Origin of the sequence: Dictyobacter aurantiacus (assembly GCF_003967515.1) — a bacterium.
Classification (GTDB): Bacteria; Chloroflexota; Ktedonobacteria; order Ktedonobacterales; family Ktedonobacteraceae; genus Dictyobacter; species Dictyobacter aurantiacus.
In genome coordinates, this window is record NZ_BIFQ01000001.1 from 3760671 (window position 1) to 3772677 (window position 12007).

Genomic DNA, 12007 nt, shown 5'->3' on the forward strand with positions numbered 1-12007 from the left:
GACTAGCTCTCCTTCCGTAGCGCCAGCGCGACATTGGCCCCGCCCGCCCCGCGTCCGCCGACGAGCGCCACGCCCCGCCGTTCTGGTAGCTGATAGGCCTGATCGCGCACCAGCCGCAGTCCATGCTGTGGATCGAGCTCCTCACAGTTGAGCGTGGGCGGAATGTGGCCATGCTTGAGGGCCAGTAGCGCCGTAATGGTATCGATGGCGCCAGCGGCCGCGTAGCTGTGGCCAAACATGCTGCGCGGCACGCTGGCCGGGATCTGTGGCAGCAGCTCGCCGAACACCTGGCGCAGCGCCTCGCTCTCGCCACGATCCGATGCCGGAATGGCCCGGCCATCCAGGCTCAGGTAGGCCACTTCCTCCATCGCGACGTCGCCCGCCAGCAACGCCTGCTCAATGGCCCGGGCGTAGCGCGTACCATCCTGTGATGGCGGCTGCAATCCCAGGGCATCGTTGGTCTGTTCATAACCCACAATCTCGCCATAGATGGTGGCTCCACGCGCTATCGCGTGCTCATATTCTTCGAGGATACAGATGCCAGCCCCTTCCGCCAGGATCATCCCCGATGCCCGACGATCGAAGGGACGATAGCCCATTGGATCGTTGTTGGTTACGCACTGGCCCTGCTGCGCCAGGACGAGCAGGATAAAGGGATTGAGAAAGGCCTCACAGCCTCCGGCGATGATGATGTCCGCCGTTCCACGCCTGATCGCCCGATAGGCCATCCCCAGCGCGTCGAGTCCGCCGACGGTATCGTTGACCGGCGTCTTGCAATAGCCCTGGATGTGGTGGCGGATCGCCGTCTGTCCCACGTTGGAGACATGCAGCCAGGCGATGGCCGTATAGGCGCTCATGAAGCGCGGTCCACGCTGGTAGAGCGACTCTATCTGCCGCAGCACAAACTCGACCCCACCCATGGTATTGGCGATCACCGCTCCCACGCGCTCCGCGTCCTCCTGCTCCAACTGCAGCCGCGCGTCCCGCAGCGCCTCATCGATGGCGGCCAGCGCGAAATGGGTCATGCGATCGGTGCGCAGCGCTAGCTTGCGCTCAACGTAGTCTTCAACCAGGAAATCGCGCACCGTGCCCGCTACACGGATGGGAACCTCCCCTTCGTGACACAGCGCGTTGATGCCCGAGATCCCATTGCTAGTCGCGTGCCAGAAGGCCTGCTGCCCGATGCCATTGGGTGCCACCACGCCGAGTCCACTGATCACCACACGTCTCTGCTGTCTCTGTTTATTCATGCCACCTATCCCAATCCGCTCGCCCCAACAACAACGCACTATTGACGCCTCCAAAGCCGCTCGAATGGGTCACCGCCAGCCGTACGCTGGCCTCTCGTGCCTGGTTGGGCACATAATCCAGGTCGCATTCTGGATCAGGCTCCTCCTGATTGATCGTAGGCGGGATCACCTGCCGATCCAGCACCAGCGCCGTCACAACGGTCTCGATGGCGCTGGCCGCCCCCTGGCTGTGTCCGATCATCGATTTGGTGGCGCTGATCGGGATGCGTGCCGCGTGCTCGCCCAGCACCGCCTTGTAGGCAGCAGTCTCGGCCCGCTCATTGGGAGGGGTCGAACTGCCATGGGCATTGATATAGCCGATCTCCTGCGGTGTCACCCCCGCCTCATCCATCGTCTGGCGCAGCAGACGCTGCAGCGGCTGACCTGAGGCTGGCAGGGACGTCATATGGTGGGCATTGCTATTGGAGGCAAAGATCACGATCTCGGCGTAGATATGGGCGCCGCGTGCTAACGCGTGCTCTCGTTCCTCCAGAAGCAGGACCCCGGCCCCCTCGGCTACGACAAAGCCGTCGCGCCTGTTGTCGTAGGGACGCGACGCGCGGCTCGGCGTATCATTGTAGCCGGTGCTGAGCGCCCCCATCACGCAGAACACGTCCAGCAGCGTGTAGCTGATCGCCGAGTCCGTTCCCCCGGCCAGCATCAGGTCCGCCGCCTCCTCCTGAATAGCCCAGAACGCCTGCCCGATGGCGTCGGCGCCGGCCGAGCAGCCCGTGGCGATCACCAGGCTGGGACCATGCAGATGGTGGTGGGCTGCGATACTGCTGGCCGCCGCGTGCGACATCATCAGCGAGGCCGGAAGCGCCTCATCCTCTATCAGGCGTGGCGGACACGCGCCCTGGTCCGTCATGCGTACCCACAGGCGCTCCCCCTCCTCCAGGCAGGCCAGGGCCAGACCCATCATCACCCCCGTGCGTTCGCGTTGCGCGGCGGTCAGCGCGTCGCCAATCTGAGCATCATCCAGCGCCATATTGGCGGCGGCCAGTGCGAACTGCGCGGCGCGGTCCAGCGACGTAATCTCATTGGGAGTCAGGCCAAATTGTAGCGGATCAAAGTCGGCGACCTCGCCCGCCACCTGTGAAGGTAGAATTGAGGCATCGAAGCGCGTAATACGCCGCAACCCTGAACGGCCAGCCAGGCAGGATTGCCAGAACGGTTCTTTTCCAATGCCATTCGGGGCTACTACTCCCAGGCCAGTAATCACCACGCGCCGTAATGGCGAATTCAGGGTTGCATCCATTCGCTTCTCCATGTGCTATTGCTGTAGTTGTTTAAGCGGACCTCTTCTGGTATCGCGTGCCGCCAGAAATGCCTCTATCAGTGGAGTTACCGTCTCGGCACGCGAATACATAAAGAAGCGCTCCCTACCAGAAACGACGTGGTAGCCCGCGCAATTAGGTAAGTGCCGGGCCAGCCAGCGCGTCTTTGCCTCCGGTGAGAGGGCATCATCGGTACGATTAATTAAGAGAATGGGCATGGTCAGCCCGCTAAGGCGCTTGCGAATGTCAAAATTGTGGATAATGGGCAGGACCGAGCATTTATAGACGAACGGCCACTGGCTGATCTTGCAGAACTGTTCCTCGATCAGGTGGCGGGGCAGTGAGGGCGCGGTATGGTTATCCATGCTGTGCGACATGATATAGTTGATGACGTTGGCGCGCAAAATAGAGGCCGGCAACACATATTCCACCGGCAGGCGATAGAACAGTTCGTGCAGGAACCAGATAAAGGGATGCGGCTTAATGCGGTAATCGGCTCCCTGAGCGATGATCGTCAGTGAGCGGCAGCGCTGTGGATAACGCAGGGCGAACTCGAACAGCACCATGGCCGCGTCACCATGCCCCAGCAGGTCGGGACACTCCAGCCCCAGGCCATCGAGCACCTGGCGCAGTTCTTCCGCCCGGTCATTGGGCCCAAACGGCGTCTTGCGCATCTCCTGGCGGCGATACAGGATCACGCGCCGCGACTGGCTCATCTGGCGCACCTGGCGTGAATAGACAAACTCAAGGTGCTCCAGGATGGGCACAAATACCAGCGGCTCACCCCGGCCGATATCGATGAGCGGCAACTCGATCGTACCAATTGAACGTTGCTGCCAGAGCGACTCTATATAATTCACATCCTCATGAAATGTTGTATCATCGATCCAGCGATCTGTCGAAGTGGTCAATGGCTGCCTCCCCTTATATGCATATCTGCTTTGCTCTGTGTTAATGATTGTGCGTACATCCTTCTTAATATATATAAGGCATAGTAGAAAGAAAAACAGAGCAGCAGCTTTGCAATCACTAAACGTATGAACTCCATGATTCTACAGCATTACAATTTCATACCTCCGGTCACGGGATACAAAAATACCCCTGTGTGAGCGTTGCCGGTGACGATTTGTCAGGTGTAGAACATGGTCTTATCCTATTACTGTACCATTTTGGCTTAATCAGCGGTTATTTCGCGCCCCGATTGGGTGCGATTCATTTTTTGCAAAAATCGGCACAACAAAGGCGCCTGAATGCTCCATATGGATCTTCAGGCGCCTGATTGGAATGCTGGTAACCCTACTACGTATGCCTCTTTTCAGACTCTTTTGCCTTCTTCGCGGCTTGCTTCATCTCTTTCTCGGCCTGTGAGCGCGGAATCTTCTCGACCCCCTCTAGCTCATCGCCGGAACGTTTGGGAGCGGCTTTCGCGGCCCTTTTAGCCGCATCAGATAGCTCTTTCTTCTCTTGCTGCTTCTCTTTGTCTGAAATGGGGTCCGTCTTTACCTTTTCGTACTTCCCCTTATTCGGATCCATGTGGTCTTTCCTCCAGTGTAGTTAACGATCATTCTGGAGAAATCCTTTTCACCTCAACGTATCCTTTTTACTAACGGTGATGTACTTTACTTTGTAGCCAGGCTCCGCATATGCACGCACAATATGCATTGAGTCATATGAGAGTGTGAGCAATGCGTGGCTTTTATGTGACACGCATTGTCAGGGTTGAACGTTTCTCAGCCACACCGAGGACCATATTGTCCGCTGGAGGACATATGGTATAACAGAACTTAAGAATTTAAGAAGATATGAAAGGGTAAAACCATGTCGCTCATCGATGAAAGTCAGTCGGATCAGGACACGCCATCACTTGCCCGGCAGTGGATCGCGGCCTTTAATGCCCACGATGTGGAGGCGATCGTTGCCCTCTATCACCAGGATGCCGAGCTCAACGATGCCGGCATGAAATATCCGCGCCGTGGCAAGCAGGCTATCCGAACCTGGTTCGAGCAGCGCTTCAGCAGCATGCCCACCATCACCTACACCCCCAACGAATACCTCTACACCAGCGAAACGCGAGCCGTCGTCGCCTGGACCACTCACGGCCAGAGTCCCGCTCCTCGTGGAAGTCGCTGGCTGCGCTGGCTCTCCCGCCCATTCCAGGTCGACGGTGTCAGCGTCTTCATCCTCTCCGACGGCCTCATCGCCAGGCAGCGCGGCTACTACGACCACCTCACTGTCGTCCAACAGATCGTCCCCATGCTCCGCTGGCTCCTCCCCGTTCGCTTCTGACCGGGAGTCACCCAGTTTGCTTCTGACCGGGCGCCCCATAAGTTCGGACCTCGCGTCCGATTACCCCTCGGCGCACGAACCCGATCGCCTGAACAGAGGGGACAGCAATCATCCCAGATCTTTCAAGCATCCGAAAAAAGGAGGTGCAGGGTTTCTCAGGGGCTGATCACCCCTGAGAAACCCTGCACCTCCTTTTTTCTCTTGTGGTGCCGCCGCAGGCGGCACCACAGTGGTCCAGGAGTATCGCTCTGACTAGCGGGTGAAGAGCGTATGCTCTTCGGAGATCTCCTCCAGCGAGCGCCCTTTGGGCTCGGGCAGCGTAAGCACCGTCAGGATGAGCCCCAGCAGGGAGACGACGCCAGCGATCAGCATGGCGCCTGGCAGTTTATACTGCGCCAGAACGATCGGGAAGGCCAGAGCACCGATAAAGGCCCCCACCTTACCCAGCGCGGCGGCCAGACCATGGGCCGTGCTACGCACCATTACCGGGAAGATCTCGGCCGGATAGACAAAGGTCGTCACGTTAGGACCGAACTCGGTGAAGAAGTAGCTTACGCCGTATGCCAGCAGGAATGGTACCGTAATCTCGGTCAACTGTGGCACAAAGGCCAGCAGCAGATAGGCCAGCGCCATCATGCCGAAGCCCACCATCTGGATCCATTTGCGACCCAGGCGATCAATGGTGAAGGCGGCCAACACATAGCCCGGCACTGCCGCCACCACGAAGATGATCAGCGTATAGAATGTATTGGTGATCAAATGCGCATGCGGGTTCAGCAACTTGAGCACTAAAGGACTTGAGATGGTGGTGCCATAGTAGGCGATATCGAGCAAGAACCAGGTGCCAGCCGTGCCGACCAGCCATTTCAGGTAGCGTGGCGTGAAGAGCAGGTAGAGCCAGGATTTCTTCTTCTCTTGCTTCTTGCGCTCAACCTTCGCGGCTTTCTTCTCCTGCACACGAGTGTCGCCGGGCGTGCCGATGACCTGTCCCACCGTGCGTGTGGCCGCCTCAAGATCCCCGTTCATCGACAGGGCGAAGCGTGGTGTCTCCGCGATCTGACGACGCAGATAGAAGGTGCACAGTGCCGGAATCGCACCGATACCCAGCATCAAGCGCCAGACCAGGTCATTGTCCAGACGCAGACTTAGTAGAACGATAGCGATCAATGGGGCCAGTACCAGGCCAACGCCCTGCATGGAGAAGACCATGGTGATCAACTTTCCACGATCTTTGCGATTGGCATACTCGCTCATCAGAGTCGCACTCAAAGGATAATCTCCGCCGATGCCCAATCCCAGGATAAAACGGAAGATTAAGAGACAGATCAGGTTAGGTGCCAGGGCTGAAGCGATGGCTCCAGCGGCTAAGACAATCAGGGTAAAACCGTAAATGGCTTTGCGGCCAACGAAATCTGCAATGCGACCGAAGATGATAGAGCCGAGTGCCGCCGCGATCAGTGATGTGCTGCCAATGAGAGAAACTTCAAATGTGTTCAGATGCCACAGTGGGGTCAGGATAGAGAGGGCAACCCCGATAATAAAGAGATCATAAGCATCTGTAAAAAAGCCCATACCCGAAGTAATCATGGCCTTCAGGTGGAAACCCGAAAGGGTACTGTTATCTAATTGTTCAAGCACAGCGTGCGAATGCGCACGATTAGTCGAATGCGTATCTAACGACTTATCTTCGACGATCATAAATTGTCGTCTCCTCGTTTAACATTTCCAGAAGGATAGGTTTAACAAACACATATCCCTCATCATTGTAGTGCTGCTATATTATCTAATTGTTAAGGGTATGTTAAATTGGTTAAATTATGCGGAAAATTCCACACCAGGTGCGTTCGCTAGACTTAGGTATCATACGTATGGATCAGTCAAAAAGCCTCACATAGGTTGCCTGTTTAAATATAAAGAGGCAGGCGCAAAATTAGAAGAACCTGGATGGATGATGGAGGATAAGCAAAATCGGGGGATGGTTATGGCGTAAATAGCCGTAGGTGCGCCCCTTGCGGGCGCTTGCCGCGAAGCGGCTCCGTGCCCCGGAGCGCACGTTCCACTCAAATGTGTGCCAGCGGGTTACGTCGAAAGTATTGGACCTTGCGCCCTTTTTCCGATTTGTTTATTCGGCGGTGCGCCCAGAGATCGATATATAGTGGGCCAGTGCATCTCCAACGTTCACCACGGAGCCAATGATCGTGAGGGCCGGTGAATCTAATTGCGCATCGGCGGCGCGCTGCGCAATATCCGCCACGGTTCCCGTGACCGTGCGCTGCTGAGGCGTCGTCCCTTCCTGGATGACCGCCGCCGGTGTCGCCGGGTCAAGTCCGCCCTCGATCAACTGGCGTGTCACATCGGGCAGCGCCTTAACTCCCATCAGCACGATCAGGGTCCCGCCCAGGTCGGCCAGCGCCCGCCAGTTCACCGCTGGCGAGGCCGAGCGGCCCTTGTGTCCGGTGATGACGGTAAATGATGTCGTATAGTCGCGATGGGTAACCGGGATGCCCGCGTAGGCGGGTACGGCGATGGCCGATGTAATGCCGGGCACGATCTCAAAGGGGATCTGTGCCTCCACCAGGGCCAGTGCCTCCTCGCCCCCGCGTCCAAACACAAAGGGATCACCGCCCTTCAGGCGCGCCACGGTCAGTCCTTGCTGGGCCTGACTCACCAGGATCGTGTTGATCTGCTCCTGGGGCATGCTATGGCAACCAGGACCCTTGCCCACGTAGATCAGGCTCGCGTCTGAGCGCGCCTCCCGTAGCAGATCAGGATTGATCAGGCGATCGTAGAGCACGACATCGGCGCCGCGCAGGTAGCGCAGTCCCTTGACCGTCATCAGTTCGGGATCACCCGGACCGGCTCCGATTAAATAGACCTTGCCCGCCGTTCCGCCCGTGGCCTCGTTATTTGATCCAGAGCCATCCGGCTGATGTTCCTGGGTAGCGGAATCACTCTCAATGCTTCTCATGCTCTGCCTCTTTTATGTCATGGATAATGGTCGATACGGGGATATCAATGTGGTAGCGCTGTAGCAGATGAGAGACACTGGCGCAAGCCTCCGCCTCATCCTGATCGATTAAGCGATCCAGAATATCCGAATTAAAGTATTCGCCAAAGAACTCGTCCCGCTGCGCATAGCTCAGGCCACCCTGACGCAGGTAGACGCGCACAATGGAGGCCAGGCGCATATAGGTTGCGTATTCTACCGGAAAGAGCTTCTCCAATTGCTGGCGAATACGTTTCGCCAGGCCCGGACTGGTCCCTCCGGTGGATACGGAGATGGTTAGCGGCCCCCGGCGCAGGATCGAGGGGACGATAAAATTGCAGCGCGCCGGCAGATCGACGATGTTCACCAGCTGATTGTTCTGCTGCGCCTCCTGCCAGATCGCCTCCGCCAGTTCCGGCTCATAGGTCGCCGCCGCTACCACCACGAACGCGCCCGCCAGGTCCCCCTGCTCATACGCCTTCTGGCGTAGCGTCACGTTGGGATGGCGTGAAGCCAGCTCTTGCAGCTCAGGGCAGAATTCTGGATTCAGTACGGTCACGTGTGCCCCGGCGGCGCAGAGGGCCGCGGCCTTTTCGGCCGCGACCGCGTTGCCGCCTACGACCAGTACCGGTCGTTCGCGCACATCCAGCATCATCGAATAGTAGTCTGGCATCGTCCCTCTCTACCTTGCCTTCTCTTTTCCTCGTTTAGCGCGTCACCGGCTGGGCCGCCGCGCGTTCCTTCAACTGCTCTACGCCGATGCGGTGACAGAAATCGCCGAAGCCCTCCCCAGCCTCTCGCTCATCGCGCCACAGCGTAAAGAGCGGACTCAGGACCGAGGGGATATCCTTCACGTTGACGTTCTGCGCATAGATCGTATTGAGGCGCGTATTCTGCCAGTCGCCGCCCACGTGCACGTTGTAGAGATCGCGCGAACGACCCACAAAGCCCACATCGCCCATGTAGGGACGCGCGCACCCGTTGGGGCAGCCCGTCATGCGGAAGCTGATCTTCTCACCGTCCAGCCCCAGCTCCTGCAGGTTGGCCTCCAACTGCTTCACTACTCCCGGCAAAGCGCGTTCCGCCTCGGCCACCGCCAGCCCACAGGTCGGCAGCGCCGGACAGGCCATCGCGTAGCGATAGGCGCCGATGGCCTCGGCATCGGTCTCGATGCCAAAACCCTGCAGCCGCGCCTCGATGGCCGCGCGCTGCTCCTTGGGAATATCGATCAGCAGGATATTCTGCTGTGCCGTCAGGCGGATATTAGGACGGAACTCCTTGATTACGGTGCGCAGACCGCTCTTCAACTGCAGCGTCTCCGTATCCCTCAGGCGACCATTCTCAATGTGCAGACCCAGGAACCAGTTGCCGTCATGCTGCTGGTGCCAGCCCAGGTGGTGATCCACATCATGAAAGTGCACCTCGCTGGGATCGCTCAGCTGATAGCCCAGGCGCTCCTCCACCTGCTGCCGGAACCAGGGAATGCCCCGCTCCTCAACCACATACTTCATGCGCGCATGGCGGCGATTGGTACGATCTCCATAGTCGCGCTGCACCGTAATGATCGTCTCCGCCACCTTCAGCACCTGGTCAACCGACACATCGGCCAGTGGGTTGCCCAGCCGTGGGAACGTCTCCTTTTTGCCGTGCGTAGCCCCCATGCCGCCACCGATCACCGCCGTAAAGCCAACCAGCTGCTCGTCCTCCACCCGCGCGATAAAGGCGATATCCTGCGTAAAGGCATCGATGCAGTTATCCCCTGGATAGAGCACCCCCACCTTAAATTTGCGCGGCAGGTAGGTTGTACCATACATCGGCTCCACCACCACCTCCGGCTCCTCGCTGGACGCCACTTTCTCGCCATCCAGCCAGATCTCATGGTAGGCCGAGCTTTTCGGAGCCAGGTGCATCGCCAGCTTATGCGCGATCTCCTGAATCTGCGCCTGCGCCCGACTCGACACAGGTGCAGGGCAGGCCATCACATTACGATTCACATCACCGCAGGCCGCCAGCGTCGACAACAGAGACTTATTAATCTCATTGATCGTCGCATGGATATTCCCCTTCAGGATGCCATGTAGCTGAAAGCTCTGACGCGTCGTAATGCGCATCGTATGATTGCCATAGCGCTCCGACAGATCATCCTGCACCAGGTACTGATCGGCCGTCAAAGCCCCACCGGGGATGCGCGACCGAATCATAAACTGATACGCCTTCTCAGCGCCCGCCGCCTTACGCGCCTGCCGGGCATCGCGATCCTCCTGCTGGTACATGCCATGGAACTTAATAAGCTGCACCTGATCCTCAGTAAAACGAGGCGTATCCTGAGCCAATTCCTCAACAATCTGGCCCCGTAAATAATTGCTCTCAACCTTAATATGCTCTACCTTACTCCCCTCACCTGGCCCCAGGTGCAAAAGAGTTTTGTCCAGTTCATTCTTATCCTGATCGGGTGTGCTCATTAAAATCTCCTTTGAGAGTTCTACCCCTGTTTGTTGCGATGCCGCCTCACTCGCCGCCCGCAGGGCGGCGGAAGAGAGGAAGAAGAAATTCCGGGGGCACAGCCCCCGCGCCCCCAGTCAAGGGGCTCGCCGCCCCTTGCATCCCCGCTTTTCTTTACCCCGCTTGTGAGCGGGAGGTGCAGGAGGGCGGCGAGGCCCTCGTGCCGGGGTGTGGGCGAGTATGCCGGGGGCATGCTCAAGTCCTCCACCCTTTCTTCCCCGCTTATGAGCGGGAGGTGCAGGAGGGCGGCGAGGCCCTCGTGCCGGGGTGTGGGCGAGTATGCCGGGGGCATGCTCAAGTCCTCCACCCTTTCTTCCCCGCTTATGAGCGGGAGGTGCAGGAGGGCGGCGAGCCCTCCTGCCGGGGTGTGGGGTGTCCCCACCTTTACTTTTTTCTCTCCCGCCGCCCGCAGGGCGGCGAGTGAGGGAACCCCTCACATCCCCATATAGTCGCTTTATACTGCCGTATATGGCAAAATTATCCCTTGCAATTCAGACAACTATGTTGATATAGTAGATCAACAAACTAGTATTGTAATTACTATAAGGCCAGGGGATCACTCTGTCAACCTTTTGACGGTCATTAAACATTGAATTACATGAAATATGTAAGGAGTAAACACATGGATTTTCTCCTCAGTTGCATCTCGACAAGGCATTCGATGTTGAAGAATCACTGGGCCCAGAACAAACAGGCGCAGCAAGAGCAACAAACGGAATGTCCCGTTACTGTACTGGGTAGCCTGCAAAAGCCGAAGGATGACCAGGGTGGTCTACTCTGTCTCCTCAACGACAAAGGCGAGGTTCAGGCCGGCCTGGATATGTCGATGCCGGCCGGCATGGTTTCCACCGATGATGGTTTCCTGGTCGCGACCATGTACGAGGTCCATCGCGTCTCGCGTGACCTCTCCACGGTGCAGCCATCAACCATCAGTTTGCCATCATTCAATCTGCTGCATTCGCTATCACGCAGCCAGCGTGGCTACCTGGTGGCCAGCACTGGCCTGGACGTCATTGTCGAGTTCTCTGAGAGCGGTGAGCGTCTCTGGGACTGGTGGGCGGTCGAGCACGGCTTCGAGCTGACGCCCGGCGGAGAGCCCCGTTATATTAATAAAGATGAAGACTATCGCGGCGTTAAGTTTGGCACCCTGGCCCAGACCACCCACGTCAACTCGGTCGCTGAACTGCCCGATGGCACCATCCTGGCGACCCTCTTCCACCAGGGGAGAGTGATCGCTATCGACCGGGCCAGCGGCACCTGGCGGACCGTGCTGGACGGCCTCGACCATCCCCACTCGGTTCGCATCCTCAACGAGGACTACATCACCATCGCCGATACCGGCCGGGGGTGTGGCCTCCTGGTCAATATCAAAGGACTGTGCGGAACCATCGAAGCCCGGGTGGATGCCCAGACGAGCTGGTTGCAAGACTGTTCGTACGATTACCGCAACGACCTCTGGGTACTGGTCGATGGCAAGAATACACGCATCGTCCTGCGCTCTGGTGCCGCCGGTGAAAAGCCCTATGGCCAGATCGACCTCAATCCCGAATGGCGCCTGTACGAGGCCCTGCCGCTCGTAGCCGTCGATTCAAATCACCTGTCTTCTCTGCATATGGCACATATTCAAGTGTAGCACATATTGACAGATAGCAAGCAGGCATAGCACA

10 protein-coding genes are annotated in these 12007 nt (G+C 58.1%); 2 read left to right on the forward strand and 8 right to left on the reverse strand.

The window, feature by feature from the left end; all coding sequences use genetic code 11:
- Positions 1-2 precede the first annotated feature (2 nt).
- The 4 genes from KTT_RS15260 to KTT_RS15275 all read right to left on the reverse strand — a co-directional run bounded on the left by KTT_RS15260 (position 3) and on the right by KTT_RS15275 (position 4099).
- Entirely contained in the window at positions 3-1250 is a 1248-nt protein-coding gene (locus tag KTT_RS15260) for a beta-ketoacyl-[acyl-carrier-protein] synthase family protein (protein WP_126596805.1), read from the reverse strand.
- The gene (locus KTT_RS15265; protein WP_160145892.1) at positions 1243-2547 is read right to left on the reverse strand and encodes a beta-ketoacyl-[acyl-carrier-protein] synthase family protein; all 1305 of its coding nucleotides are present in this window, start codon (positions 2545-2547) and stop codon (positions 1243-1245) included. Before KTT_RS15265 ends, KTT_RS15260 begins: the two co-directional genes overlap by 8 nt.
- Positions 2548-2562: 15 nt before the next feature.
- The gene (locus tag KTT_RS15270) at positions 2563-3477 is read right to left on the reverse strand and encodes an alpha/beta fold hydrolase (RefSeq protein ID WP_126596807.1); all 915 of its coding nucleotides are present in this window, start codon (positions 3475-3477) and stop codon (positions 2563-2565) included.
- Between the two features lie 388 nt (positions 3478-3865).
- Positions 3866-4099, reverse strand: a complete 234-nt coding sequence (locus tag KTT_RS15275) for a hypothetical protein (RefSeq protein WP_126596808.1) — start codon at positions 4097-4099, stop codon at positions 3866-3868.
- 285 nt (positions 4100-4384) lie between these two features.
- Here KTT_RS15275 and KTT_RS15280 point away from each other — a divergent pair, with 285 nt between their 5' ends.
- Positions 4385-4852, forward strand: coding sequence for a nuclear transport factor 2 family protein (locus KTT_RS15280; protein WP_126596809.1), 468 nt, complete (start codon positions 4385-4387; stop codon positions 4850-4852).
- A 252-nt stretch (positions 4853-5104) separates the two neighbouring features.
- Here the strand turns inward: KTT_RS15280 and KTT_RS15285 are convergent, their stop codons facing one another.
- The 4 genes from KTT_RS15285 to KTT_RS15300 all read right to left on the reverse strand — a co-directional run bounded on the left by KTT_RS15285 (position 5105) and on the right by KTT_RS15300 (position 10300).
- Positions 5105-6550, reverse strand: a complete 1446-nt coding sequence (locus tag KTT_RS15285; protein ID WP_126596810.1) for an MFS transporter — start codon at positions 6548-6550, stop codon at positions 5105-5107.
- 424 nt (positions 6551-6974) lie between these two features.
- Entirely contained in the window at positions 6975-7820 is an 846-nt protein-coding gene (cobA, locus tag KTT_RS15290; RefSeq protein ID WP_126596811.1) for a uroporphyrinogen-III C-methyltransferase, read from the reverse strand.
- The gene (locus tag KTT_RS15295; protein WP_126596812.1) at positions 7807-8511 is read right to left on the reverse strand and encodes a precorrin-2 dehydrogenase/sirohydrochlorin ferrochelatase family protein; all 705 of its coding nucleotides are present in this window, start codon (positions 8509-8511) and stop codon (positions 7807-7809) included. The genes cobA and KTT_RS15295 overlap by 14 nt, the downstream gene beginning before the upstream one ends.
- A 34-nt stretch (positions 8512-8545) precedes the next feature.
- Entirely contained in the window at positions 8546-10300 is a 1755-nt protein-coding gene (locus KTT_RS15300; protein WP_126596813.1) for an NADPH-dependent assimilatory sulfite reductase hemoprotein subunit, read from the reverse strand.
- Between the two features lie 662 nt (positions 10301-10962).
- On the opposite strand from KTT_RS15300, the gene KTT_RS15305 reads away from it, so the two are divergent.
- Positions 10963-11973 carry an aryl-sulfate sulfotransferase gene (locus tag KTT_RS15305; RefSeq protein ID WP_126596814.1) on the forward strand — a complete coding sequence of 337 codons (1011 nt, stop codon included), beginning with the start codon at positions 10963-10965 and terminating at the stop codon, positions 11971-11973.
- Positions 11974-12007 lie beyond the last annotated feature (34 nt).

What these genes read in the sequence shown, in the direction of transcription:
- KTT_RS15280 (WP_126596809.1), top strand. Translation starts at nt 4,385, where the DNA reads ATGTCGCTCATCGATGAAAGTCAGTCGGATCAGGACACGCCATCACTT.
- KTT_RS15285 (WP_126596810.1), bottom strand. Translation starts at nt 6,550, where the DNA reads ATGATCGTCGAAGATAAGTCGTTAGATACGCATTCGACTAATCGTGCG.
- KTT_RS15295 (WP_126596812.1), bottom strand. Translation starts at nt 8,511, where the DNA reads ATGCCAGACTACTATTCGATGATGCTGGATGTGCGCGAACGACCGGTA.
- KTT_RS15275 (WP_126596808.1), bottom strand. Translation starts at nt 4,099, where the DNA reads ATGGATCCGAATAAGGGGAAGTACGAAAAGGTAAAGACGGACCCCATT.
- KTT_RS15305 (WP_126596814.1), top strand. Translation starts at nt 10,963, where the DNA reads ATGGATTTTCTCCTCAGTTGCATCTCGACAAGGCATTCGATGTTGAAG.
- cobA (WP_126596811.1), bottom strand. Translation starts at nt 7,820, where the DNA reads ATGAGAAGCATTGAGAGTGATTCCGCTACCCAGGAACATCAGCCGGAT.
- KTT_RS15300 (WP_126596813.1), bottom strand. Translation starts at nt 10,300, where the DNA reads ATGAGCACACCCGATCAGGATAAGAATGAACTGGACAAAACTCTTTTG.
- KTT_RS15260 (WP_126596805.1), bottom strand. Translation starts at nt 1,250, where the DNA reads ATGAATAAACAGAGACAGCAGAGACGTGTGGTGATCAGTGGACTCGGC.
- KTT_RS15265 (WP_160145892.1), bottom strand. Translation starts at nt 2,547, where the DNA reads ATGGATGCAACCCTGAATTCGCCATTACGGCGCGTGGTGATTACTGGC.